General features: G+C 72.4%; 25 protein-coding genes. 7 read left to right on the top strand and 18 right to left on the bottom strand.

All coding sequences use genetic code 11. From position 1 onward, the window contains the following. Positions 1-10: 10 nt before the first annotated feature. The 3 genes from ACIP9D_RS27260 to ACIP9D_RS27250 all read right to left on the bottom strand — a co-directional run bounded on the left by ACIP9D_RS27260 (position 11) and on the right by ACIP9D_RS27250 (position 3038). Positions 11-1069 (bottom strand): PhoH family protein, encoded by a 1059-nt coding sequence (locus ACIP9D_RS27260; RefSeq protein ID WP_350874210.1) that lies wholly within the window; start codon positions 1067-1069, stop codon positions 11-13. A 236-nt stretch (positions 1070-1305) separates the two neighbouring features. Beyond that, positions 1306-2682, bottom strand: a complete 1377-nt coding sequence (locus ACIP9D_RS27255) for a serine hydrolase domain-containing protein (RefSeq protein WP_350874008.1) — start codon at positions 2680-2682, stop codon at positions 1306-1308. After that, a complete protein-coding gene (locus ACIP9D_RS27250; RefSeq protein WP_350874007.1) occupies positions 2679-3038 on the bottom strand; it encodes a histidine triad nucleotide-binding protein in 360 nt (119 codons plus the stop codon). Before ACIP9D_RS27250 ends, ACIP9D_RS27255 begins: the two co-directional genes overlap by 4 nt. Positions 3039-3106: 68 nt before the next feature. Between ACIP9D_RS27250 and ACIP9D_RS27245 the strand changes: the two genes are divergently transcribed. Further along, a complete protein-coding gene (locus tag ACIP9D_RS27245; RefSeq protein WP_350874006.1) occupies positions 3107-3868 on the top strand; it encodes an SDR family oxidoreductase in 762 nt (253 codons plus the stop codon). 159 nt (positions 3869-4027) lie between these two features. Here ACIP9D_RS27245 and ACIP9D_RS27240 read toward each other — a convergent pair whose 3' ends face one another. The 3 genes from ACIP9D_RS27240 to hrcA all read right to left on the bottom strand — a co-directional run bounded on the left by ACIP9D_RS27240 (position 4028) and on the right by hrcA (position 7064). After that, positions 4028-4762, bottom strand: a complete 735-nt coding sequence (locus tag ACIP9D_RS27240; RefSeq protein ID WP_350874005.1) for a 16S rRNA (uracil(1498)-N(3))-methyltransferase — start codon at positions 4760-4762, stop codon at positions 4028-4030. Between the two features lie 53 nt (positions 4763-4815). Beyond that, positions 4816-5961 carry a molecular chaperone DnaJ gene (gene dnaJ / locus ACIP9D_RS27235; RefSeq protein ID WP_350874004.1) on the bottom strand — a complete coding sequence of 382 codons (1146 nt, stop codon included), beginning with the start codon at positions 5959-5961 and terminating at the stop codon, positions 4816-4818. Between the two features lie 80 nt (positions 5962-6041). Beyond that, a complete protein-coding gene (hrcA, locus tag ACIP9D_RS27230; RefSeq protein WP_350874003.1) occupies positions 6042-7064 on the bottom strand; it encodes a heat-inducible transcriptional repressor HrcA in 1023 nt (340 codons plus the stop codon). A 210-nt stretch (positions 7065-7274) separates the two neighbouring features. Here hrcA and ACIP9D_RS27225 point away from each other — a divergent pair, with 210 nt between their 5' ends. Further along, on the top strand, positions 7275-7913 hold the full coding sequence (locus ACIP9D_RS27225; protein ID WP_350874002.1) for a DUF4870 domain-containing protein: 639 nt from the start codon (positions 7275-7277) through the stop codon (positions 7911-7913). Positions 7914-7950: 37 nt separating this feature from the next. Here ACIP9D_RS27225 and hemW read toward each other — a convergent pair whose 3' ends face one another. After that, a complete protein-coding gene (gene hemW / locus ACIP9D_RS27220; RefSeq protein WP_350874001.1) occupies positions 7951-9174 on the bottom strand; it encodes a radical SAM family heme chaperone HemW in 1224 nt (407 codons plus the stop codon). A gap of 18 nt (positions 9175-9192) precedes the next feature. On the opposite strand from hemW, the gene ACIP9D_RS27215 reads away from it, so the two are divergent. Then, positions 9193-10002, top strand: coding sequence for an enoyl-CoA hydratase-related protein (locus tag ACIP9D_RS27215; RefSeq protein WP_350874000.1), 810 nt, complete (start codon positions 9193-9195; stop codon positions 10000-10002). Between the two features lie 98 nt (positions 10003-10100). Here ACIP9D_RS27215 and ACIP9D_RS27210 read toward each other — a convergent pair whose 3' ends face one another. Next, positions 10101-10865: an SDR family NAD(P)-dependent oxidoreductase gene (locus ACIP9D_RS27210; RefSeq protein WP_350873999.1), complete on the bottom strand. Its 765-nt coding sequence runs from the start codon at positions 10863-10865 to the stop codon at positions 10101-10103. Positions 10866-11286: 421 nt separating this feature from the next. Here ACIP9D_RS27210 and ACIP9D_RS27205 point away from each other — a divergent pair, with 421 nt between their 5' ends. Together ACIP9D_RS27205 and ACIP9D_RS27200 are read left to right on the top strand one after the other, a co-directional pair. Next, entirely contained in the window at positions 11287-12150 is an 864-nt protein-coding gene (locus ACIP9D_RS27205; RefSeq protein ID WP_350873997.1) for a hypothetical protein, read from the top strand. Between the two features lie 220 nt (positions 12151-12370). Then, complete coding sequence (locus tag ACIP9D_RS27200) at positions 12371-13273, top strand: phytanoyl-CoA dioxygenase family protein (protein WP_350873995.1); 903 nt, start codon at positions 12371-12373, stop codon at positions 13271-13273. Positions 13274-13346: 73 nt separating this feature from the next. On the opposite strand, the gene ACIP9D_RS27195 is transcribed toward ACIP9D_RS27200, so the two are convergent. From ACIP9D_RS27195 to ACIP9D_RS27160, 8 genes are all read right to left on the bottom strand, one after another. After that, a complete protein-coding gene (locus ACIP9D_RS27195; RefSeq protein WP_350873993.1) occupies positions 13347-13985 on the bottom strand; it encodes an MOSC domain-containing protein in 639 nt (212 codons plus the stop codon). 154 nt (positions 13986-14139) lie between these two features. Beyond that, positions 14140-14970 carry a carbohydrate ABC transporter permease gene (locus ACIP9D_RS27190; protein WP_350873992.1) on the bottom strand — a complete coding sequence of 277 codons (831 nt, stop codon included), beginning with the start codon at positions 14968-14970 and terminating at the stop codon, positions 14140-14142. Continuing rightward, on the bottom strand, positions 14967-15956 hold the full coding sequence (locus ACIP9D_RS27185; RefSeq protein ID WP_350873991.1) for a sugar ABC transporter permease: 990 nt from the start codon (positions 15954-15956) through the stop codon (positions 14967-14969). Before ACIP9D_RS27185 ends, ACIP9D_RS27190 begins: the two co-directional genes overlap by 4 nt. Then, positions 15953-17242: a sugar ABC transporter substrate-binding protein gene (locus ACIP9D_RS27180; protein WP_350873990.1), complete on the bottom strand. Its 1290-nt coding sequence runs from the start codon at positions 17240-17242 to the stop codon at positions 15953-15955. The genes ACIP9D_RS27185 and ACIP9D_RS27180 overlap by 4 nt, the downstream gene beginning before the upstream one ends. 217 nt (positions 17243-17459) lie before the next feature. Beyond that, complete coding sequence (locus tag ACIP9D_RS27175; protein WP_350873989.1) at positions 17460-17747, bottom strand: GlsB/YeaQ/YmgE family stress response membrane protein; 288 nt, start codon at positions 17745-17747, stop codon at positions 17460-17462. A gap of 324 nt (positions 17748-18071) precedes the next feature. Then, positions 18072-18356 carry a GlsB/YeaQ/YmgE family stress response membrane protein gene (locus ACIP9D_RS27170; RefSeq protein WP_350873988.1) on the bottom strand — a complete coding sequence of 95 codons (285 nt, stop codon included), beginning with the start codon at positions 18354-18356 and terminating at the stop codon, positions 18072-18074. Positions 18357-18695: 339 nt separating this feature from the next. Beyond that, on the bottom strand, positions 18696-20573 hold the full coding sequence (gene lepA / locus ACIP9D_RS27165) for a translation elongation factor 4 (RefSeq protein WP_350873987.1): 1878 nt from the start codon (positions 20571-20573) through the stop codon (positions 18696-18698). An 87-nt stretch (positions 20574-20660) separates the two neighbouring features. Beyond that, complete coding sequence (locus ACIP9D_RS27160; protein WP_350873986.1) at positions 20661-21197, bottom strand: DUF4240 domain-containing protein; 537 nt, start codon at positions 21195-21197, stop codon at positions 20661-20663. Between the two features lie 119 nt (positions 21198-21316). Between ACIP9D_RS27160 and ACIP9D_RS27155 the strand changes: the two genes are divergently transcribed. Then, complete coding sequence (locus ACIP9D_RS27155) at positions 21317-22303, top strand: phosphotransferase (RefSeq protein ID WP_400451163.1); 987 nt, start codon at positions 21317-21319, stop codon at positions 22301-22303. A 175-nt stretch (positions 22304-22478) separates the two neighbouring features. Continuing rightward, positions 22479-22745, top strand: a complete 267-nt coding sequence (rpsT, locus tag ACIP9D_RS27150; protein WP_350873984.1) for a 30S ribosomal protein S20 — start codon at positions 22479-22481, stop codon at positions 22743-22745. A gap of 65 nt (positions 22746-22810) precedes the next feature. Here the strand turns inward: rpsT and ACIP9D_RS27145 are convergent, their stop codons facing one another. Both ACIP9D_RS27145 and holA read right to left on the bottom strand, forming a co-directional pair. After that, the gene (locus tag ACIP9D_RS27145) at positions 22811-23254 is read right to left on the bottom strand and encodes a hypothetical protein (RefSeq protein ID WP_350873983.1); all 444 of its coding nucleotides are present in this window, start codon (positions 23252-23254) and stop codon (positions 22811-22813) included. After that, positions 23251-24231 carry a DNA polymerase III subunit delta gene (gene holA / locus ACIP9D_RS27140; protein WP_350874209.1) on the bottom strand — a complete coding sequence of 327 codons (981 nt, stop codon included), beginning with the start codon at positions 24229-24231 and terminating at the stop codon, positions 23251-23253. The genes ACIP9D_RS27145 and holA overlap by 4 nt, the downstream gene beginning before the upstream one ends. Positions 24232-24288 lie beyond the last annotated feature (57 nt).

Genomic DNA, 24288 nt, shown 5'->3' with positions numbered 1-24288 from the left:
TTCCCCTGCTCTAGCGGCGCCGGCCGGAACGGCCGCCCTGTGCGGCCCGCCCCGGTACGGCGTGCACGCTCTGCGCCTGCTGGTTCTCCCGCTCGGCATCCCAGCGGGCGTACGCGTCGACGATCTCCCCGACCAACCGGTGCCGGACCACGTCGGAGCTGGACAGCTGGGCGAAGTGCACGTCGTCCACCCCGTCCAGGATCTCCCGGACCATACGCAGGCCGCTGGTCGTCCCGCCGGGCAGGTCGACCTGGGTCACGTCACCGGTCACGACGATCTTGGAATTGAAGCCGAGTCGGGTGAGGAACATCTTCATCTGCTCGGGCGTGGTGTTCTGCGCCTCGTCGAGAATGATGAAGGCGTCGTTGAGCGTCCGGCCACGCATGTACGCCAGCGGCGCGACCTCGATCGTCCCGGCGGCCATCAGCTTCGGGATCGACTCCGGGTCGAGCATGTCGTGCAGCGCGTCGTAGAGCGGACGCAGGTAGGGGTCGATCTTCTCGTTGAGCGTGCCGGGCAGGAAGCCCAGCCGCTCACCCGCCTCGACCGCCGGCCGGGTGAGGATGATCCGGCTGACCTGCTTGGCCTGGAGGGCCTGCACGGCCTTCGCCATCGCCAGGTAGGTCTTGCCGGTACCGGCCGGGCCGATGCCGAAGACGATGGTGTTCGCGTCGATCGCGTCGACGTAGCGCTTCTGCCCGAGCGTCTTGGGGCGGATGGTGCGACCGCGCCGGGAGAGGATGTTGAGCGTCAGGACCTCGGCGGGCCGCTCGGCGCTGCCCTGCTCGAGCATGCCGACGGTACGCCGGACGGCGTCAGTGGTCAGGGTCTCGCCTTTCTCGATGAGTTCGAGCAGCTCACTGAAGAGGCGCTCGGCGAGGGCGTTGTCCGCGGGCGCGCCGGTGATGGTGATCTCGTTGCCACGGACGTGCACGTCACTGTTGACCGAGCGTTCGACGAGTCGCAGGATCTCGTCACCCGCACCGAGCAGGTTGACCATGATCTTCGGATCGGAGACCGTGATCCTGGTCTGCACCTGGGGCGGGCCGGGAGGTGGGGTGCCGGTCATAGGTCGGGCCGAGGGGCCCTGTGCCACCTGCTCTCGATCTCGGGGCGCCGGCCCTGGTGGCGCGGCGTACGACGTACCACCCATCGTATCGGTTCAACAGCGCCGACACCGTGCGCATTTCCCCGCCCTGAGACCGGGCCACCCGGCCGGGACGGACCGGGACGAACCAGGCGATCGGCCACCTCGCGCAAGCCGGCGGGGCGGGCCGGCGGCGTCCTCCGGCCCGCCCCGGCCGGTCAACCGCCCTGGCGGAAGTCGTACCGGTCGAAGGTCTCCTGGCGGCGGGTGAAGCGGTAGGTGGCCCAGTGCATCCGGATCACCGTCCCGTGCTCGTCCCGGGTCAGCCGGAGCAGCTCGCCGGCTTCCCGGCCGGAGACCGTGCGGTACACGTCCGGCTGGTCGGGCAGCGGCGCGAAGACCGCCGGCGGCCGACCGGCCGGGTCGTCGGCGCCCCGCGCCCGCAGCGCCCCGTCGTGCCAGGAGAAGACGTACTCGTAGCCCTCGCCCCACCACCGGCCGAGCAGGCCGCGCAGCGGCGCGGGCGCCGGCGGGCCGGGCCGCCACGGCTCGATCTGCGCCGGGTCGTGCTCGACGGCCGCGGCGAGCAGCCGGTGCGGCAGGTCGAGCGCCGCGGCGGCGCCGCCGGAGGAGAGCAGCACCGCGCAGCCCATCGCGCCGGGGGTGCCCTCGCCGCCGCGCCGGCCGTACACCCCGGCCAGGAAGCCCGGCATCGCGCCGTCGTGCCCGACGTGCACCACCCGCTCACCCTGCGGCACCAGGATCAGGCCGAGCCCGAAGCCGGCGGCCCAGAGCGTCTCGTCGGTCACCGTCAGCGGCCAGCGCATCTCGTCCAGGGTGGTGGGGGCGAGCACCGCGCCCGCCGGGTCGAGCGCCGCCGGGTCGGCCAGGAAGGCGGCCCAGCGGGCCATGTCCCCGGCGGTGCTCCAGAGCTGGGCCGCCGGGCCGACCGCGCCGAAGTCGGTCGGCGGTTCCGGGTGCGCCTCGTCGGAGTAGGCGTCGACCAGGAACCCGGTGGCGGCGGTGGGCCCGGGTGTCACGGTGGTCGCGGTCAGCCCCAGCGGTACGAGCACCCGCTCGGCGAGCACCTCCGCCCAGGTGCCACCGCGCAACCGGCCGACCAGCTGCCCTAGCAGCGCCATGCCCAGGTTGGAGTAGTGGTAGCGGCGGGCCGGTGGCAGCACCCGCTCGGCCCGGGCCAGGTCGGCCAGGAGCTGGTCGGCGTCGGGCGCACGCAGGCTGTCCCATACGTCGCCGTACGGCTCGCGTTGCAGCCCGGCGGTGTGCGAGAGCAGCCGGCGCACGGTCAGCTCACCGTGCGCCGGCAGGTCCAGATGCCGGCCCACCGGGTCGTCCAGGTCGAGCAGGCCGTCGTCGCGGCACTGCAGGGTCAGCACGGCGGTGAAGGTCTTGGTGACCGAGCCGATCCGGAACTGCGTCGCCGGGCCGAGGGCGGTGTCGTTGCCGGTGCCGCCGACCGCGCAGCTCCACAGCGGCCGGTCGGCCCGGTGCAGCGCGGCCGACACCGCCGGGATCCGGGCCTGCGCCTGCACCTGGCGCACCATCCGGTCCAGCCGGTCCGCCACCTCGCTCACCCGAGGTCCCGGGCCAGCATCGGGCCCAGCGGCGCGCCACCGAGCAGGTGGGCGTGCGCGTGGAAGACCTCCTGGCCGCCGTACGCCCCGGTGTTGAACATCAGCCGGAAACCGTCGCCGAGCAGGCCCTCGTCGTCGGCCACCGCGGCGGCCGTGGCCAGCACCTCGCCGGCGAGCCCCGGGTCGCCCTGGGCCAGCGTGGCGACGTCGGCGTAGTGCTCCTTCGGGATGACCAGCACGTGCACCGGCGCCTTCGGGTCGATGTCGCGGAAGGCGAGGGTGGTGGGGGTTTCCCGGACGACGGTGGCCGGGATCTCCCCGGCGACGATTCGGCAGAACAGGCAGTCGCTTCCCATCGGGGCATGCTAAGCGCTGCACCGGGGCCGGATGGGCGAGGCCGGGCCGCTGCGGCATGATGGCCCGCGTGACTTCACGGGCGGTACTGGTGACGGGGGGCTCGCGCGGCATCGGGCGGGCCGTGGTCCAGGCCTTCGCGGCCGGCGGTGACCGGGTGGCGATCCACCACCGGGACTCGGCGGACCTCGCCGAGGAGTTGCGCGCGCAGCTGCCCGGCGACGGGCACGTGGTCCTGCGGGCCGATCTCGCCGACCCGGAGGCGGTCCGCACGATGGTCGACCGGGCCGCCGAGCTGCTGGGCGGGCTGGACGTGCTGGTCAACAACGCCGGCATGTTCGGGCCGGCCGACCCGCCGCACCCGGTCTTCGAAAGCTCCTACGAACAGTGGCGGCAGCGCTGGCGGGAGGTGCTCGACACCAACCTCTTCGGCGCGGCCAACGCGACCTGGTGCGCCGCCCAGCACATGCGCGAGCGCGGCGGCCGGATCGTCAACGTGTCCTCCCGTGGCGCGTTCCGGGGCGAGCCAGGGAACCCGGCGTACGGGGCGAGCAAGGCCGGGTTGAACGCGCTCGGCCAGTCGTTGGCGGTGGCGCTGGCCCCGTACGGCATCGCGGTGGCCACGGTCGCGCCCGGCTTCGTGGCGACCGACATGACCAACGAGCACCTGAAGGCCGAACGGGGCGCGGCCGTACGGGCGCAGAGCCCGTTCAACCGGGTGGCCCGCCCCGAGGAGATCGCCGCCGCGGTGCACTGGCTCGCCTCCCCCGAGGCGGAGTGGGCCTCCGGCACCATCGTCGACCTGAACGGCGCCTCCTACCTCCGCACCTAACCCCGCCCCCACCCCACCCCCCCCCGGCCGATCATGCAGTTGTGGTGCCCGGTAACTGGCATTACGCCCCTTTGGTGAGGCACCACAACTGCATGATCGCCGCGGAGGGCGGGGGGTGCGGGGGGTGCGGGGGGTGCGGGGGCGCAGGGGGCGGGTGGGTTACCAGCGGAGTAGGCGGGTGGCGAGAACGCTGAGGGCGGCCACGCCGGCGGTGGAGGTGCGCAGCACCGACTCGCCGAGGCGGACCGGGCGGGCGCCGGCCTCGGCGAAGGCGTCCAGCTCGGCCGGGGCGACGCCGCCCTCGGGGCCGACCACCAGCACGATCTCGCCGGCGTCCGGCAGGTCGGCGGTGGTGAGGCGCCCGTCGGCCTCCTCGTGCAGCACGAACGCGGCGGCGGCCCCGGCGATCCGGCGGGCCACCTGGACGGTCGACTCGTCCGGCGCGCCGGCCACCACCGGAAGCCAGGGCCGGCGGGCCTGCTTGGCCGCCTCGCGGGAGGTCGCGACCCACTTCTCCCGGGCCCGTACCCCCCGGTCGCCGCGCCACTGGGCCACCGAGCGGGACGCCGCCCAGGGCACGATCTCGTCCACCCCGACCTCGGTCATCGCCTGCACGGCCAGCTCGCCCCGGTCGCCCTTGGCGATGCCCTGCACCACCACCAACCGTGGAACGGCCGCGTCGGCGTACCCCCGGGAGGTGATGTCGAGTTCCAGGCTGCCCCGGCCGACGGCGGTGACCACGGCGGTCGCCGTGCCACCCCGGCCGTCGGCGAGCAGCAGCTCCTCGCCCACCCGCAGCCGTTGCACGGTGGCCGCGTGGTGCCCCTCGGGCCCGCCGAGGGTCAGCGAGTCGGCGGCGGGCAGCGGATCGACCAGGAAGAGCGGCGCGGACACGATCAACAGGCTAGCCGCCCCGGACCGGCCGGGGCGGCTGACCCGGCTACGACTCAGGCGTGGCCGTTGAACGCGTCCCGCATCCGGGAGAAGAAGCCGCCCTGCTTGGTCAGCTCGGCGACCTCCTCGCCCCGGGTCTTGGCGAAGTCGCGCAGCATCTTCTCCTGATCGGCGTCGAGCTTGGTGGGGGTACGCACGTCGAGGTGCACGTAGAGGTCGCCCCGGCCGGTGCCGCGCAGGTGTGGCACCCCGCGGGCGCGCAGCCGCAGCGTGCTGCCCGGCTGGGTGCCGGACTTGACGTCGACGGTCTCCTCGCTGTCCAGCGTCTTGATGGTCAGCCGGGTGCCGAGGGCCGCCGCCGTCATCGGCACGGTCACCCGGCAGTGCAGGTCGTCGCCCTTGCGCGAGTAGACGTCGTGCGGCCGCTCGTGGATCTCGACGTAGAGGTCGCCGGCGGTGCCGCCGCCGGGGCCGACCTCACCCTGCTGGGCCAGCCGGATCCGCATGCCGTCCTCGACCCCGGCCGGGATCTTGACGGTCAGCGAGCGGCGGGTACGCACCCGCCCGTCACCGGCGCACGTCGGGCACGGGTGCGGGATCGTGGTGCCGTAGCCCTGGCAGACGGTGCACGGCCGGGCGGAGACCACCTGGCCGAGGAAGGTGCGCTGCACGGACTGCACCTCGCCGCGACCACCGCAGGCCTCACAGGTGGCCAGGTGGGTGCCGGCGGCGGTGCCGGCGCCGGAGCAGGTGGTGCAGAGCACGGCGGTGTCGACGGTGATCGGCGCCTCGACGCCGAACGCGGTCTCGTGCAGGTCGAGCTCCAGCCGCAGGATCGCGTCGGCGCCCGGCCGGGTGCGCGGCCGCGGCCCGCGGGCGCCGCCCGCGGCCCCGCCGAAGAACGCGTCCATGATGTCCTGGAACCCGACGAACGGGCCGGCCCCGCCGGGACCGCCCGGGCCGCCGGCGCCCCCGCCGCCCGGGGCGAGCGGGTCACCGCCCAGGTCGACGATCTGCCGTTTCCGGTCGTCCGAGAGGACCTCGTACGCGGCGTTGATGTCCTTGAACTTCTCCTGAGCCTCCGGATCCGGATTGACGTCCGGGTGGAACTGGCGCGCCAGCTTGCGGTAGGCGCGCTTGATCTCGTCGTCGGAGGCTTCCCGGCTCACACCGAGAATGCCGTAGTAGTCCCTGGCCACTGCGTTCCGTGTCCTCATGTTCGTCTCGCGTTGCGTTGCGCCGGTCGGCGGCCGGAGCCGGCCGTCGGCGCCCTGACTGGTCAGTTCTGGGCCAGCAGCTCGCCCACGTAGCGTGCCACGGCGCGCACCGTGGCGATGGTCCCGGGGTAGTCCATCCGGGTGGGCCCCAGCACCCCCAGGCCGCCCACGATGGTGGCGCCCGGGCCGTAGCCGGTGCTGACCACCGAGGCGGCGCGGAGGTTGTCGAACTCGTTCTCGTCGCCGATCAGCACCCGGGTCGTGCTCGGCTCCGTCTCGCCGATGAGCTTGAGCAGCACGACCTCCTCCTCCAGCGCCTCGAGGATCGGCCGCAGCGAGCCCTGGAAGTCGAGCAGGCCGCCCCGGGTCAGGTTGGCGGTGCCGGCCAGCGCGAGCCGCTCCTCGTGCCGCTCGACCAGCGTCTCCAGCAGCACGGTGGAGAGGGTGGTCATCGCCGGGCGCAGCTCGGTCGGCACCTCGTCGACCAGCGCCTGCACCAGCGGCGGTGTGTCGGAGAGCCGGGTGCCGGCCAGCTTCTCGTTGACCAACCGGCGCAGGTCGGTGACGTCGTCGGCGGGGATCGGCGCGGGCATCTCCACCAGCCGCTGCTCGACCCGTCCGGTGTCGGCGATCATGACCAGCATCAGTCGGGTGGTGGAGATCGGCACCAGTTCCAGGTGCCGGACCGACGACCGGGCCAGGCTCGGGTACTGCACGACGGCGACCTGCCGGGTCAACTGGGCCAGCAGCCGGACCGTACGATGCACCACGTCGTCGAGGTCGACCGCGCCGACCAGGAAGCGCTCGATCGCCCGGCGCTCGGCCGGGCTGAGCGGCTTGACCCGGGACAGCCGGTCGACGAAGAGCCGGTAGCCGCGGTCGGTGGGCACCCGGCCGGCGCTGGTGTGCGGCTGCCGGATGTAGCCCTCTTCCTCGAGCACGGCCATGTCGTTGCGGACCGTCGCGGGCGAGACCCCGAGCTGGTGTCGCTCGACCAGCGCGCGGCTGCCGACCGGCTCCTGCGTGGCGACGTAGTCCTCGACGATGGCGCGGAGCACGGCGAGCTTGCGGTCGTCGAGACCCATTCCCCCCACCTCCTACGCGCCTCGGCCGGCGGCACTGTGCACCGCCGGCGGCTCTCCTGGCACTCGACTGTAGCGAGTGCCAGTCTACGTCGGCAGGCCCGCCAGCGCGATGATCAACGACGGACCGCGGGTGCGGCCCTGCCCACGTCCCGCCGATCCGGACGACAGCGCTCTGGTGCGGCGTTGCCGGCTGCCCCTACCGTGACGTTCATGACTGAACCACCTCGCCCTCCCGGCGCCGGGGAGCCCGGCGGCAACCCGCCGGAGCCGAACCCGCCGTACGCAGCTCCCGGCCCGTCCGCAGCGGACGAGCCGCCCACCGCACCACTGTCCGGGGCCCCGGGCCCGGGCGGCTATCCCCCGCCCGGCGGCTATCCGCCACCCGGCGGTGACCTGCCACCGTCAGGCGGCTACCCACCCCCAGGTGGGCCCCCGGGCGGCTACCCGCCCCCGGGCGTCGGCTATCCGACCGGCGGGGCCTACGGCGCTCCCGGCGGCGGGTTCGCCAACAACGAGGACAAGACCTGGACGCTCGTCGCGCACTTCGGCGGGGCGGCCGGGATGTTCCTCAGCGGCGGCGTGCTCGGCTGGATCGCCCCGCTGGTGGCGATGCTGGCCCGGGGCAACCAGTCCCCGACGGTCCGGGCGCACGCCGTGGCGGCGCTCAACTTCCAGCTGATCTGGTCGATCGTCGGCGTGATCGGCTGGGTGCTCTCCTGCATCCTCATCGGTTTCATCGGCGTCGCCGCGGCGGTCATCCTCGGCACGGTCTTCGGCATCCTCGCCGGGATCAAGGCCAACGAGGGCCAGCTCTACCGCTACCCGATGTCGGCGAGCTTCATCAAGTGATCCCGGCCGGCCGCTCCCCCGGCCGGTCGGGCACCGCTCACGGCAGCAGGTCGCGGACGACGGCGTCGGCCAGCAGCCGGCCCCGCAGGGTGAGCACGGCCCGACCGGCCGCGTACGGTCCGGCGTCCAGCAGGCCGTCGGCCAGCGCCCGCGCGGCGGCGGCCCGGCCGGCGGCGTCCAGCACCTCCAGCGGCAGCCCGGAGGCGAGCCGCAGCCGCAGCATGACGTCCTCCATGTGCGCCTCGTCGGACGTGAGCACCTCCCGGGCCAGGCCGGGGGACGTCCCGGCGGCGAGCCGCTGGGCGTACGCCCCGGGGTGCTTCACGTTCCACCAGCGCACTCCGCCGACGTGGCTGTGCGCCCCCGGCCCGAGCCCCCACCAGTCGGCGCCGGCCCAGTAGAGCAGGTTGTGCCGGCACCGGGCGGCCGGCGTCCGGGCCCAGTTGGAGACCTCGTACCAGGAGAAGCCGGCCGCGCCGAGCGCCGCCTCCGCCGCCAGGTAGCGGTCGGCCGCCACGTCGTCGCTCGGGTACGGCAGCTCGCCACGGCGCATCCGGGCGGCGAGCCTGGTGCCGTCCTCCACGATCAGGGCGTACGCGCTGACGTGGTCGACACCGGCGGCGACCACCTGCTCGAGCGAGCGGGCGAAGTCCTCGGCGCTCTCCCCCGGCGTGCCGTAGATCAGGTCCAGGTTGACGTGGTCGAACCCGGCGTCGCGCGCCTCCAGGGCGGCGGCGGTGGCCCGACCCGCGCTGTGCTTGCGGTCCAGGATCGCCAGCACCCCCGGCGCGGCGGACTGCATGCCCAGGGAGATCCGGGTGTAGCCCGCCGCCCGCAGCGTCTTGAGCGACTCTGGCGTGACCGACTCCGGGTTGGCCTCGGTGGTCACCTCGACGTCGGCGGCCAGCCCCCAGGTGCGGTCGATCGCGTCGAGGATCCGGGCCAGGTCGTCGGCGGGGAGCAGGGTCGGGGTGCCGCCGCCGACGAAGACGGTGTCCACCCGCTTCGGCGGGGCGTCGCCGAGCACCCGGGCGGCGAGCCGCAGCTCGGCGAGCACGGAGTCGGCGTACTCCTCCCGGCTCGCCCCACCGCCCAGCTCGCCGGCGGTGTAGGTGTTGAAGTCGCAGTAGCCGCAGCGGCTGGCGCAGAAGGGCACGTGCACGTACACGCCGAAACCCCGCGCGCCGACGTCGGCGGTCGCGGTGGAGGGTAGCGATCCGTCGACGGGGACGGTCTCGCCTTCTGGAAGCACGCCGGGCATGAGCACTAGTGTGCCCGCATGACCTCTCCCGACGCGCTGGTGCGGGTCGCCACGGCTCGCGGGGTGACCACCCTCACCCTGGACAGCCCGCACAACCGCAACGCGCTCTCCACCCCGCTGATGACGCAGCTGCTCGCCGGGCTGGCCGCCGCTGTCGCCGACGACGGCGTCCGGATGGTGGTGCTCGACCACACCGGCCCGGTCTTCTGCTCCGGCGCGGACCTGAAGGAGACCGCCGCCGCGTACGCCAGCGGGACGGTGCCGGCCGGGAAGCTCGGCGACGTCCTCGCCGCGGTCTGGGAGTGCCCCAAGCCCGTACTCGCCCGGGTCGCCGGGCCGGCCCGGGCCGGCGGGCTGGGTCTGATCGCGGCGGCGGACCTGGCGGTCTGCGCCGAGGAGGCGACCTTCGCCTTCACCGAGGTGCGGATCGGCGTGATCCCGGCGGTGATCTCGGCGACCGTGCTGCCCCGGCTGCACCCGCGGGCGGCGGCCGAGCTCTACCTGACCGGCGACACCTTCGACGGCCGGCGGGCCGCCGAGATCGGGCTGGTCACCGCGGCGGTGCCCGCCGACGGGCTGGACGCGGCGGTGGAGCGGTACTGCGCGTCGCTGGTGCGCGGGGCGCCGGGCGCGTTGGCCGGCGCCAAGCAGTTGCTGCGCCGCCCGGCCGCGGGCGACCTGCGGGCCGAGATCGCCGAGCTGGCCGCGCTGTCGACCGGCTACTTCCTCTCCGAGGAGGGGCGGGAGGGCGTCACGGCGTTCCGGGAGAAGCGATTGACTCGATGGGTGGCCGGTCTTGACGGTGGTCGCGCCGATCACGCGGACTAGCGCCGGGGCATCTGCCTCGGCTCGGCCGGGCGGTCGGCTGGGACGGATCAGCGCCGGGACGCCGCCGCGGCGCGGCGGCGTCCCGGCGTCCGTCCGGGTCACCAGGCGGTCGCGCCGCCGTCGACCGGATAGTTCGCGCCGGTGATGTACGACGCCCGGTCGGACGCGAGGAAGACCACCAGCTCGGCGACCTCCTCCGGGCGGGCGAAGCGCTTGACGAGCGTCTTGTTGGTGATCGCGTCCCGGGCCACCTGGTCGTCACCGAGGTCGCGCTCACTGGCCGGGCTCAGGATCGGCCCGGGACTGATCGCCACCGCACGGATCCCGTGCGGCGCGCCTTCGAGCGCGAGTTGCCGCGTCATGCCGATGATGCCCGCGTTCGCGGCGGCGTGCCCGACCATCGGCGGGACGTGGCCACCGATCATGCCGGCCATGGAAGCGGCGCTGATGATGACGCCGCCGCCGCGCCGGACCAGGTGCGTCCAAGCGAACTTCGACACGAAGAAGGGAATGTCGAGTTCGCCGGTGATGGTGGCCCGCCAGTCCTCGACGGAGAAGTCGGGCATCGGGCCGAAGCGGAGCGAGGCGGCGTTGTTGTAGACCACGTCGAGTCCGCCATAGGCCGCGACGGCGTCCTCGACCAGCTGGCGCACCTGTTCCGGATCGGTGAGGTCGACCGGCGCGATGCCCGTCATCTCGCCGCCGGCACGCCGGACGAGTTCGACCGTCTCGTTGTTGCCCTCGACCTGGATGTCGGCCCCGACGACCCGCGCGCCTTCCCGCGCGAAGGCCAGCGACGCGACGCGTCCCAGCCCTCCGCCCGTGCCGGTGATGAGCACTACCTTGCCGTCCAGCGTTCCCATGGAACTGCTCCTTGGTGTCTGCCCTGTCCGGACGGCTTGTGGCGGGCCGTTCGGGCACCTGCGGGACGTCGCCGGTCGGGCGACGGTCCCCTGTAATTGACATGTCAATCGTATGCAAGTGCTTGACCGGTCAACCACATTTCGGCTCCGGGCGTCGCGGTGACGCTCCTGACACGTCGCCGGGCGAGAGGTACGGTGCTCTGTCACGGTTTCGGGCATTCCGCAGCAGACGCCGCTGGCCGGGTCCAAGACTCCGATTATCGCCGAACCAGGGCGGACGGGAGGCCGGTACGCGCAGGTGAGAGCGCGGCCGGAGCGGGAACGCCCGGTCGGTGCGGGCCGCCCCGGCCCGGTCCAAACCGGTCGGACGACCCGGATCGGCCGCTGCGGGACGTACGCTTGTCGGACTGTCGAACAGGGGGTGTGGGTGCGAACTCGGGCGGTCGTGGCGGGTGGCGTCGTTCTCGTCCTCCTCGCCGTGGTGGGAGTCCTGCTCGTCGTCCGGCGCCTCGGCAGTGATCTGCGCCTGCCGCTGGCCAGCCGGACCTGCACCGTGCAGGCCGACGGTCGGGTGGAACTCGACGCCGACCAGATGGCCAACGCGGCGACCATCGCGGCGATCGGCGCCAAGCGGGGCATGCCGGAGCGGGCCGTGGTGGTGGCGCTGGCCACCGCCTACCAGGAGTCCGGGCTGCGCAACCTCGCCAGTGGCGACCGGGACTCCGTCGGGCTGTTCCAGCAGCGACCCAGCCAGGGCTGGGGCACCCCGGAGAAGATCCGCGACCCCCGCTACGCGTCCGACCGGTTCTACGCCGCGCTGAAGAAGGTGCGCGGCTGGGAGCGGATGCGGGTCACGGACGCCGCCCAGCGGGTGCAGCGCTCGGCCTTTCCCGAGGCGTACCAGAAGTGGGCCGACGAGTCGGCGGTGCTCAGCCGGGCGCTGCTCGGCGACGCGACCGGCGCGGTGGCCTGCACCGTGGGCCGCACCCCGGTGATGCGCGGCGAGGCGGCGGCGGCCGCGCTGACCCGCAACCTGGCGCTGGACTGGGGGCTGGCGAGCAGCACGGTCCCGGTCGAGGTCACCGGGTTCACCCTCGCCGCGGCCGACCAGCGCAACGGCTGGCGCTACGCCCACTGGCTGGTCTCGCACGCCCAGGACCACGGGGTGAAGCGGGTCCGCTTCGGCGACCTGGAGTGGACCGCCCGCGACGGTACCTGGAGCGCGGCCGGCGGCGATCCCCAGGCCACCCCGCAGGTGGTTGCCGAGGTGTTCGCCGCGGGCTGACCAGCCCTGATTTCCTTACCGGCAGTTACCGCACAATCCGTCAAAACTGCCCAAACCGTGCATTTTTGGCCGCTGCGCACACGGACCGGAGTCATCCCGCTGCCGGGTGTCCGGGTCCGGCCAGCGCGCGTCCTCCGCCCTCCCCGACGCGGCACTGCGCGCGTTACGATCGGCGGCCTGTGCCAGAAATGGATCCACCTCATGGGGAGGGGTACGACGGGTGTTCGATTACGGTGACCGGACCGGCTACGAACCGATCAGCGACACTGACCGCAAGGAGTTCCACGAGCAGGGCTTCCTCCTGCTGCGCAACGTCCTGACGGAGGACCACCGGGCGGCGCTGGAGGCGGCGGTCGACCGCGTCTACGCGGAGGAGCAGGCCAAGGGCAACACCAAGAAGGACGGCACCCTGCACCTGCTGGGCTTCCTGGAGCGCGACGAGCTCTTCGGCGAGCTGCTGACCCACCCGATCGCCTTCCCGTACATGTGGGGCCTGGCCGGCTGGAACATCTACACGCACCACAACCACCTGGACGTCACCCCGCCGGCCCTCGAGCCGGAGAAGCCGTACTGGGGTTGGCACCAGGACGGGTACCGGCAGAACTCCGACCCCGAGACGATGGACCCCAACCTGCCCCGCCCGATGTTCTCGCTCAAGGTCGCGTACGTGCTCTCCGACCTCTCCGAGACCGGGCGCGGCGCCACCAAGGTCATCCCGGGCAGCCACCTGTGGAACTCGCTGGACCGGCCCAAGGATCTGAGCGTGCACAACCCCGACCCGGAGGGCACGGTGGAGATCACCGCGAACCCGGGCGACGCCTTCATCTTCGACCGCCGGCAGTGGCACTCCCGCTCGACGAACCTGTCGAACATCACCCGCAAGATGCTCTTCGTGGGCTACACCTACCGGTGGATCCGCCCGCTGGACGAGCTGCACCCGGACCTGGACGGCGAGTGGTACCGCAACCGCACGCCGGTGCAGCGCCAGCTGATCGGTGAGGGCACCCACACCGCGAACTACTGGGGCATCAACTGGGACGGCTACGTCGACGACGAGATCCCGCTGCGCAAGGAGCTCAAGGAGCGCGGCCTGCTGGACCGCAGCGTCCCCTGGCTCCGCTGAGCCGATGAGGAGGGGCCTCCGCCGCCGCCCCCGGGCGCGGTAGGGGCCCCTTTTCCGTGCCCGGCGAGCCGGGCTACCGGCCGGCGAGGCGGCGGCGGACCTTCTCCCGGGTCGACTCCGGCAGCTCGGGGACCTCCAGCAGTCGAGGCAGCAGCTCGGGCTCCAGGCTGGTGGCCCGGAAGACCTCGCCGATGCTCACGCCGTGGGTGGGCCGATCCACCACCTCGACCGGGTCGCCCGGGCCGATCTCCCCCTCGCGCAGCACCCGCAGGTACGCCCCGGGCAGGGCCCGGGCGGTGAACCGCTTGATCAGGTCGGGAACTCCCCAGAAGCCGGCGAAGGTGGTGCACGGCGTCCGGGGCTTGGTCACCTGGAGCAGCGCGGATCCGATCTGCCACTGCTCGCCGATCACCGCACCGGTCACGTCGACCGCGTACGTGGTGAGGTTCTCGCCGAAGTTGCCGGGCCCGAGGTCGCGGCCCAGCTCGGTCGCCCACCAGCCGGCGTCCTCCTCCGCGTAGGCGTAGAGCGCCTGGTCCGGGCCGCCGTGGTGAGCGCGCTCGCCGATGAAGTCGCCGACCACCCCGCCGGCGCGGACCAGCACCGGCCCGTCGACCGGCCGCTTGTCGATTCCGCTACGGCCGCTCGCGTCGCCGGCCCACTCGGCCTCGGTGACCACACCGAGGTTCACCGCTGCCACCCTGCCCGTCATGGCGGTCAGCCTAGCCGCGCCCCGCGCGCGAGTGGAGACGGCTAGATCCACACCAGGTCGGCGGCAGTGCGGTATCCCCCGGCACCGGAAATCGCCATATCGGCGAACTGGAGTCGATGAAGGTCGACTCCAGTTCGGCCGGGCCGCCGCCTGGTCAGCCCTTGACCGCGCCGGCCACCAGCCCGGAGACCATCCGCCGCTGCACCAGCAGGAAGAACACGATCACCGGCAGGGTGAAGAGGGTGGACGCCGCCATCACCGGCCCCCAGGCGGTGTCATCCCGACCGAAGAAGAAGGTCATCGCCACCGGCAGGGTGTAGCGGTCCTGGTCGTTGATGAACGTGAGCGCGAAGATCAGTTCGTTCCAGGCGGTGATGAACGAGAAGATGCTGGTGGCGACCAGCCCTGGGGCGACCAGCGGGAAGAGGATCCGCCGGAAGATCTGGGTCCGGCTGGCCCCGTCGATCGCCGCCGCCTCCTCCAGCTCCTTCGGCACGGCGGCGACGAAGCCGCGCAGCATCCACACCGCGAACGGCAGCGAGAACCCCAGGTAGGTCAGGACCAGGCTGAGCAGGTTGTTGTAGAGCCCGAGCCGCTGGATCATCAGGAACAGCGGGATGACCAGGGCCTCCAGCGGGATCATCTGCACCACCAGCAGCATGATCAGGATGCTGGTGCGCAGTCGGAACCGGAACCGGGCCACCGCGGTGGCGGCCAGCAGCGCGACCAGACCGCTGAGCAGCACGGTCGCGACCGCGACCAGCGCGCTGTTCAGGAAGAAGTCGGCGAAGGTCACGCCGGGGATGAGGTTGCCGGTCAGGATCTCCCGGTAGTGCTCCAGCGTGGGGTGGGTGGGCACCGGTTGCGGAGTGGTCGAGAAGATCTCCCGGCTGGGCTTCAGCGACGTGGCGATCATCCAGTAGACCGGGAAGGCCGCGAAGAGCGCCACCAGCAGCCCGGCGCCGTTGAGCGCGACCTTCTTCACGACTCGTCCTCCTGCCTGAGCACCATCCGTACGTAGAGGCCGGTCACCACGAGCAGGATCAGGGTGAGGATCACCGCGATGGCCGCGCCGAGGCCGTACTTCGGCGGTGGCGAGAACGCCTCGGCGTACGAGTAGATGGAGAGCATGAACGTCGGCCGGTCCTGGGTGCCGCCGGCCAGCACGAACTGCTGGGTGAAGACCTTGAAGTCCCAGATGGTGGAGAGCACGATCAGGATCCCGAAGACCGGGCGCAGCAGCGGGAAGGTGATCCGCCAGAACACCCGCCACGGCCCGGCGCCGTCCACCCTGGCGGCCTCGTGCAGCTCGCTCGGCACGCTCTTCAGCCCGGCCAGCACGCTGACCGCGATGAACGGGAACGAGTGCCAGACCACCACCAGCGTCAGGATCGAGAAGAAGAGCAGCGGCGAGTTGAACCAGCCGTAGCCGGTCCAGTCGCTGCGGCCGAAGAGGCCCTGCGACAGGCCGTCCGGCAGCGCGTTGAACAGCCAGGTGACCAGGCCGCTGGTGTCGTCGAAGATCCACTTCCAGACGATGGTGCCGGTCAGCGCCGGCGTCGCCCAGGCCAGCATCACGCAGCTGGCCACGAAGGTGGCCATCTTGCGGCCGAGCCGGTTGAGCAGCAGCCCGACCAGGGTGCCCAGGATCATCGTGAGCGCCACGTTGGCCACCGCGAAGAGCACGGTGTTGCGCAGCACCGTCCGGAAGAACGGATCGCTGAGGATCTGGGTGTAGTTGCCCAGCCCGACCCAGGGCCACTCCCGGTCGCCCCGCAGCTGGCGGACGTTGTTGAGCCGGTGGAACGACATCACCACCACCTGGCCGAGCGGCCAGAGCAGCAGCACGCCGATGATGGCCAGACAGGGCAGGAGCAGCGCGTACGGCAGCAGGTTGTCGACCCGTCGACGCCGCCGCGCGGGGGTCTCCCGCGCGGCCGACGTCTCCGGTGCCTCGGTCAGCGTGGTCACTTGGCGTTGAGGATGCTTTCCATCTCCGCGGCCGCGTCGGCGGTGGCCTTCTCGACCGTCTTCTGACCCTTCATGACCGAGCTGTTCATCGCCTGGGTCACCGTCTTGGTACGGCTGACCTCCACCCACTTCGGGGTGAGCGGCGTGACCTTGGTGTTCTGCATCGTGGTCGCGAACGCCGACATGATCTTGTCATTGGTGTACTTCTCGCCGCCGACCAGGTCCTGGTAGACCGGGAAGAAGCCGAGGCTGTCGGCGAAGGTCTGCGCGTTCTTCTTGTTCAGCAGCACGGTCAGGTAGTCCCAGGCGAGATCCTGCCGCTCGCTGTCCTTCCAGAGAGCGATGTCGGACCCGCCGGCGAAACCGGGCGCCGCCTTGCCGTCCGGGCCCGGGATCGGGAAGGTGCCCCACACCTTCTCGATGTCGGGGTTGTCCTTCTTGATCGCGCCCTGCTGCCAGCTGCCGGCGAACGCCATCGCCGCCTTGCCGGTGGCGAACTGGGTCCGGGCGTCGATCTCGTTCCACCCGGCGGCGGCCGGCGGGGCGACCTTGTGCACGGTCACCAGGTCGGTCCAGAACTTGACCGCCTTCTGCGCCTCCGGCGTGGTGTAGCCGGACTTCCAACTGCCGCCCTGGTCGGTGGCGATCTCGCCGCCGGCGCCCCAGAGGAAGGAGTAGAAGGGCAGCTCGGAGTTGCCGGGCAGGGCGATGCCGTAGGTGTTCGGCTTCTTGGCCTGCACGGTCTTGGCCACGGTCACCAGCTCGTCCCACGTGGTCGGCGGCTTGACGCCGGCCTCGGCGAACCAGTCGGTGCGGTAGTAGATCGCCCGCACGCCCGCGTACCAGGGCACGCCGTACTGCTTGCCGTCGAGCTGCGCGTTGCGCACCAGGTCGGGCAGGATGTCCTTGCCGTCGGCCCAGCCACCCATCCGGCCGCTCAGGTCGGCCAGCGCCTCCTGCGCCGCCCAGCCCTGGGTCTCGGTGTTGCCCAGCTCGGTGACGTCCGGCCCCTCACCGCCGGCGAGGGCGGCCTGGAACTTCTTCGGCGCCTCCAGCCACGGGATGTACTGCACCACGACGTCGGTGTCCGGGTGCTTCTGCCGGAACTCGGTCTCGACGGTGTCGAGGAAGCTGGTCTGGGCGTCGCTGCCCTCGCCCATCATCCAGACCGTCAGCTTGCTCGTGTCGGCCGCGCCGTCGTCGCTCGAGCCGCCACAACCGGCCAGCGCCATCGCGGCCGAGGCCACCACGGCGGTGACCGGGGCCAGCCGCTTCCACCTGTTCACGCCACATCTCCCCTCGCGCCGCCTGGCACTAACCTTCTCCGCCGCACCTTAGTAGGAAAAAATCCTTTACGACAGTGGGGCGGTCGGCGGAAGCGACGCGACCGTACCGCAGGTCGGGCCGAAGGGGCAGGGGTGGCACCGGGGCGAATCCGGGCGTACCACGACGAAGGGGCGCCCGGCCGATGGCCGGGCGCCCCTTCGTGGGTCGAGCTACGAATTACCGGTAGTTGACGCTGCGCCGCCGGCCCACGCCGGCGACCAGAGCCACCGCGATGGCGGCCACCACGACCTGCACCAGCAGCTCGGCCCAGTCGACCCCGGCGGTCTCGGTCGCGAGGCCCAGCGCGCGGGCCAGCACCGTACCGAGCAGCGCGGCGCCCACACCGATCAGCATGTGCAGCCACATCGGCATGTTCTGCCGGCCCGGAACGACCAGCCGGCCCAGCGCTCCGACGATCAGACCCACGACGAGCGCAGTGACGATGCCCCAAACGGTCAGCTCCACGATCGCCCTCCTCAAAGGAAACGTCTCACACGTTTTGTGTGCTTACTGTCGTGACCACAAGATTCCCGGTCGGCCGAGAAACCAAACCGACTTTCCGGCACAGTGGGCGCCGGACGTTCGGTACCGGCACGTTCTCCCCGCGCTGCCGGCGCTCAACTCCTACTGGCGGCGCTCGGCCGCGGCTGCCGGCGCTCGGCGCGGGCCGCGCCGCGCGGCACACGCGGACGGGCGCCCGACCTCTGGGAGATCGGACGCCCGTCGAAGAGTTCCCTTGCCACCGGCCGCCGGCCGGTCCGCCGGCGTCACCGGGTCATGCCGTGGCCGTTACCGCGTGACGCGGCGACGCCGGCCGACGCCGGCCACCAGGGCCACCGCGATGGCGGCCAGCACGACCTGGACCAGCAGCTCGCCCCAGTCGATCCCGGCGGTCTCGGTGGCGATGCCCACCGCCCGCGCCAGCACCGTACCGAGCAGCGCGGCACCCACGCCGATCAGCATGTGCAGCCAGATCGGCATGTCCTGCCGGCCCGGGACGACCAGACGGCCCAGCGCCCCGATGATCAGACCAACGATGAGCGCGGTGATGATGCCCCACACGGTCAGCTCCACGGTCGCCCTCCTTCAAGAATGTGTCACACGGTGTGTGCTTCCTGTCGTGGCCGCTAAGTTCCCGGGCCACCGAAACGCCAAACCGGTTCACCGCGGACACCATTCGGCGGGAGTCGATACGATCCGCCGCGCCGGCACCCGCCGGAGCACTGTCCACGCAGGTCGGAGGCGGTGTTGCTGGGGCGAAGGCCCGAATCCGGGCAGCGAAAATTTCCGCCACCACCGCGCCCGGAGACGCGGACGGCCGGCGCCCCAGGCCCGGGTGGGCGGGACCTGGCGGTCCCGACCCCGGGCGGGGCGCCGGCCGTCGTACGTCGTCGACGCCGGAGAGATGGGCGGCTACTTCTTGCCGGCCGCCTTGCCGTCACCGCTGTCGGACGAGAGCGCGGCGATGAAGGCCTCCTGCGGAACCTCCACCCGGCCGACCATCTTCATCCGCTTCTTGCCCTCCTTCTGCTTCTCCAGCAGCTTGCGCTTGCGGCTGATGTCACCGCCGTAGCACTTGGCGAGCACGTCCTTGCGGATCGCCCGGATGGTCTCCCGGGCGATCACCCGGCTGCCGATCGCCGCCTGGATCGGCACCTCGAACTGCTGCCGCGGAATGAGGTTGCGCAGCTTCGCGGCGATGGTGACGCCGTAGTTGTACGCCTTGTCCTTGTGCACGATGGCGCTGAACGCGTCCACCGGCTCGCCGTGCAGCAGGATGTCCACCTTGACCAGATCGGACGCCTGCTCGCCGGAGGGCTCGTAGTCCAGCGAGGCGTAGCCCTTGGTACGGCTCTTCAGCTGGTCGAAGAAGTCGTAGATGATCTCGGCGAGCGGCAGCGTGTAGCGCAGCTCCACCCGGTCGGCGGAGAGGTAGTCCATGCCGAGCAGGTTGCCGCGCCGCCCCTGGCAGAGCTCCATCACCGCGCCCACGTAGTCGTTCGGGGTGAGCACGGTCGCCCGCACGGTCGGCTCGTACACCTCGGCGATCTTGCCGGTGGGGTACTCACTCGGGTTGGTGACCACGATCTCCTGGCCGTCCTCGGTGATGGCCCGGTAGACCACGTTCGGCGCGGTGGAGATCAGGTCGAGGTTGTACTCCCGCTCCAGCCGCTCCCGGATGATCTCCAGGTGCAGCAGGCCGAGGAAGCCGCAGCGGAACCCGAAGCCGAGCGCGCCCGACGTCTCCGGCTCGTAGTCCAGCGCGGCGTCGTTGAGCTTGAGCTTGTCCAGCGCCTCGCGCAGGTTGGGGTAGTCGGACCCGTCGATCGGGTAAAGGCCGGAGTAGACCATCGGCTTCGGGTCCTTGTAGCCGCCCAGCGCCTGCGTGGCCGGCCGGCTGTTGATGGTGACCGTGTCGCCGACCCGGGACTGCCGGACGTCCTTCACCCCGGTGATCAGGTAGCCCACCTCGCCGACCCCGAGCGCGTCGGCCTTCACCATCTCGGGCGAGATGACGCCGATCTCCAGCAGTTCGTGCACCGCGGCGGTGGACATCATCTTGATCCGGTCGCGGGCGCCGATCCGCCCGTCGATCACCCGGACGTAGGTGACCACGCCCCGGTAGACGTCGTAGACCGAGTCGAAGATCATCGCCCGGGCGGGCGCCTCGGGGTCGCCGACCGGCGGCTTGAACTGCCGGACGATCTCGTCGAGCAGGTAGGGCACCCCTTCGCCGGTCTTGCCGGAGACCTTGATGCAGTCGGCCGGGTCGCCACCGATCAGGTGGGCCAACTCCTCGGCGTACTTCTCCGGCTGGGCGGCCGGCAGATCGATCTTGTTGAGCACCGGGATGACGTGCAGGTCGTTCTCGAGCGCCAGGTAGAGGTTGGCCAGCGTCTGCGCCTCGATGCCCTGGGCGGCGTCGACCAGCAGGATCGCGCCCTCACAGGCGGCCAGCGAGCGGGAGACCTCGTAGGTGAAGTCGACGTGACCGGGGGTGTCGATCATGTTGAGCACGGCCTGCTCGCCGGCCCGGTCGCCCTCCCGCACGGTCCACGGCATCCGGACGGCCTGGCTCTTGATGGTGATGCCGCGCTCGCGCTCGATGTCCATCCGGTCGAGGTACTGGGCACGCATCTGCCGGGGGTCGACCACGCCGGTGAGCTGCAGCATCCGGTCGGCCAGGGTCGACTTCCCGTGGTCGATGTGGGCGATGATGCAGAAGTTCCTGATCCGCGCCGGGTCGGTGGCACCAGGAGCGTTCGCGCCGGAATCGAGCGTCGGTGGCACAGCTGTCCGTTCTGGTCGGCTGACGTGAGCGGGCCGGCGTGACGCCGGCCCCCTCTATGCTCCCACGCCGCCCCGGACGCGGTCGGATCACTCCTCCGGCGGCTCGACGAAGAGCGCGGCGAGGCGCGGCAGCCGCCGTCGGGCCTCCTCTTCGTCGTCGAAGTCCCAGAAGTCGTTGAGGTCGGGCGTGGTGACCGGGTCGCGGTCGGCGGGCAGGTCGGTCGCGGTCGCCTTCCGGTAGGCCTCCCAGGGCACCGCCAGCATGTCCTCCGACTGGAACTCCTCGCCGGTGAGCGCGGCGGCACGGATCTGGGGCAGCTCGGCCAGCGAGTCGGGGTCGGCGGCGGCGCGGGCGTAGACCTCCCGGCCCTGGGTCATCAGCCAGCCGCGGAAGTATTCGAAACCGTCGTCGGAAGCGCCCCCGTTGATCAGGTAGGCGGCGCCCCACAGGTCGACCCGGAACGAGGCGGCGAGCACCCGCCGCTGGTGGTGGGCGTAGCCGACGATGTCGGCCGGGTCGCGCTCGGCCAGCAGCGCCACCGCCCGGGCCGCGACCGCGCTGGCCTCACCACCGCCGCCGGCCCGGGCCCGGTCGATCAACTGCCAGAAGTCGTCGGTCCTCATGGCCTGGCAGTCTCGCAGACCGCCCGGCCCGGGCCCGACGGGACGAGCCCGACGCGGGCCCGGAAGTCGTCGGTGTGCACGGCTGCATCCTGCCCGCCGGGTACGACAGCATGGGAGGCGTGCCCGCCGACCCGCCACCGCCGTACCACGCGACCGCCGTACGGCCGGGCTGGGACGAGCTGCCGGCCGGCCTGCGCTCGGCGCTGGCCGCGCGGCTGGGCGGCCCGGTCATCGCCGTCCGGGTCGCCGGGGCCGGTTTCACCCGGGGCTTCGCCGCGGTGCTGACCACGGCCGACGGGGCGACCGCCTTCGTCAAGGCGGCGGCGTCGGCCGACCAGCCCCGGTTGGTCGACTGGTACGCCCGGGAGGCCGCCGTCCTCGCCCGGCTCCCGGCCGGGCTGCCGGTCCCCCGGCTGCGCTGGGCCCTCGACGCCGCCGGCTGGTACGCCATCTGCCTGGACGCCGTGGACGGCCGCACCCCGCGGCTGCCCTGGGCGCCGGCGGAGCTCGCCGCCACCCTCGCCGGATACACCGAGGTTGCCGCCGCGCTCGCGGACCCGCCGGCCGACCTGCTCGCCCTCGACCCGCCCCGGCTCGCCGACCTGGCCCGTGAGGACATCCTCTGGTGGGGTGAGGTGGCCGCCGGCCGCGAGCCGCCGCCCGCACTGCCCGCCGCGCTGGCGGACCGCCTCCCCGAGCTGGTCGCGTTGGAGTCGCGGTTGCCCGGGTACGCCGCCGCCGGCCCACCGGACGGGTTGATCCACGGCGACCTGCGGCTGGACAACGTGCTCATCGACCGGGGCGGCCGGGCGTGGTTCTGCGACTGGGCCTGGCTGTGCCGTGGCCCGGCCTGGTTCGACCTGGCGGGCCTGCTGATCACGGGTCACGCCAGCGGGCTGGACGTGGACCGGCTCTTCGCCGACCATCCGACCACCGCCGGCGCGCCCGCGGACGCGCTGGACGTGACGCTGGCCGCGCTGGCCGGGTACTTCCTCACCACCGCGGCCGCGACTGCGCCGACCGCCTCCCCGCAGATCCGCCGGCACAACCGGTGGAGCGGCGAGCAGGCCCTGGCCTGGCTGGCGGCCCGCCGGGGCTGGACCTGACCGGCGCCGGCGGCTCGGGCATGATGGTCCGGACGATCCGCCCCGGCGACGTCGTCCCGAGCCGTTTTGGCTCGTCCCGGTCCGACCTGGTAACCTGGCTTTTCGCGCGGCGACGACGCATGCTCCGTCACGCGCACAAGCTGACCAACCCGAGCTATCAAGACGAGGCTGTCGCGTGGCGAACATCAAGTCCCAGATCAAGCGCAACCGGCAGAACGAGAAGCGCCGGCTGCGGAACAAGTCGGTCAAGTCGTCGCTGAAGACCGCCATCCGCAAGTTCAACGAGGCCGCCGAGACCGGCGACGTCGAGCAGGCCACCGCCCTCATGCAGGACGCCTCGCGCAAGCTCGACAAGGCGGTCAGCAAGGGTGTGATCCACGCCAACCAGGCCGCGAACCGCAAGTCCGCGATCGCCAAGCGCGTGGTGACGCTGGCCGCCTGACCCGGCGGTTCCATAACTCACCGGAAGCCCTCGGCACCACGCCGAGGGCTTCTGGCTGTCTACGGTCAGGACGGCGGGGCGGTGCGGTGCCGGCCGGCGCCGGCGTCGTCCGACCGGGCGGCGGGCTCGGTGGAGACCACGATCCCGGGCACGCTGTGGGTGACCCACTCCACCCGGGCACGCCCGACGACCGGCTCCATCTGCCGGCGGAACCGGTCCCGCTCCTGCTCGGGTACGAGCGCCGCGGAGCGCACCACCACCGCGGCCACCATGTCGTTGAGCTTGACCATGACCGCGACGGCCGCCGGCAGCACCAGCACGGCCCACCAGCTGACCAGCTCGGCGAGGGCGAGCAGCACGGCCAGCGCGACGGCGCCCTCGAAGAAGAGGAAGCAGAGCACCCCGCCCGGATTGACGAATCGCAGCCCGAGGGCCCGGGCGTAGAGCGGGCGGTACTGCTCCTCGTCGGCCGGGAGCGTGGCCCAGGTCATCCGGGTCGGTCCGGTCACCGGGCGCCACCCGCGCGGGCCGCCGCCACCGAGAAGACGGCCCGCTCCAGGGCGTACGCCCGGTCGTCGGAGCCGCCCTTGACCGCCGCGTTGCACTCGGCGGCCACCTGCATGGCCTGGACCAGCCCCTCCGGGGTCCAGCCGCGGCCCTGCCGCTGCGCCCGCTCGATCTTCCACGCCGGCATGCCGAGGCTGCTCGCCAGCTGGTAGGGGCTGCCCCGGCCGGCGGAGGCCACCCGGGCCACGGTGCGGACGCCGTCGGCGAGGGCGTCGGCGATCGGCACCGGGTCGACCCCGACGTGCAGCGCCCAGCGCAGGGCCTCCAACGCGGCCGGCACGTCGCCGACCATGGTGGCGTCGGCCACCGTGAAGCCGCTCACCTCCACCCGGCCCCGGTAGTAACGCGAGACCGTGTCCGCGCTGATCCGCCCGTCGGTGTCGGCGATCAGCTGCGAACAGGCGGCGGCCAGCTCGCGCAGGTCGTTGCCGACCGCCGCGATCAACGCCTCGGCGGCGTCGTCGGTGCACTTGCCACCGGCCCGGCGGATCTCGTCGCGGACGAAGGCGACCCGGTCCCGGTGCCCCTTGAGCTTCGCCGCGGGCACCACCGTCGCGCCGGCCGCCTTCAAGCCCTCGGCGAACGCCTTCCCCTTGGCCGCGCCGAGGTGCAGCACGATCAGCTGCACCTCCGGGTCGGGGTTCTTCGCGTACGCCAGCAGCGCCGCCACCAGGTCCTTGCGGGCGTCCTGGCCGGAGCGCAGCACCAGCACCCGCCGCCCGCCGAACAGGGACGGGCTGAGCATCTCGGCGATCTCCCCCACCGCGAGCGCGCCGGCCTGGTACTCGCGTACGTCCACGTCGGGGTCGACGCTGCGCGCCTTCGCGACGGCTTCGGCCACCGCGCGCGTGGCGAGCAGCTCCTCATCACCGAGGACGAGCAGAATGGGGGCGAGGCTGGCGGGGGTCACGTCGCCCATATTCGCACGCCCCACGGTGGGATCGTGCCTGCTCATCGGCCGCTCGGGCGGCGGAGC

The sequence above is a fragment of the Micromonospora sp. NPDC093243 genome, assembly GCF_044753725.1.
Lineage (GTDB): Bacteria > Actinomycetota > Actinomycetes > Mycobacteriales > Micromonosporaceae > Micromonospora.
The sequence above is the reverse complement of the archived record's forward strand: the minus strand, read 5'-3'. Positions and strand labels throughout refer to the sequence as shown.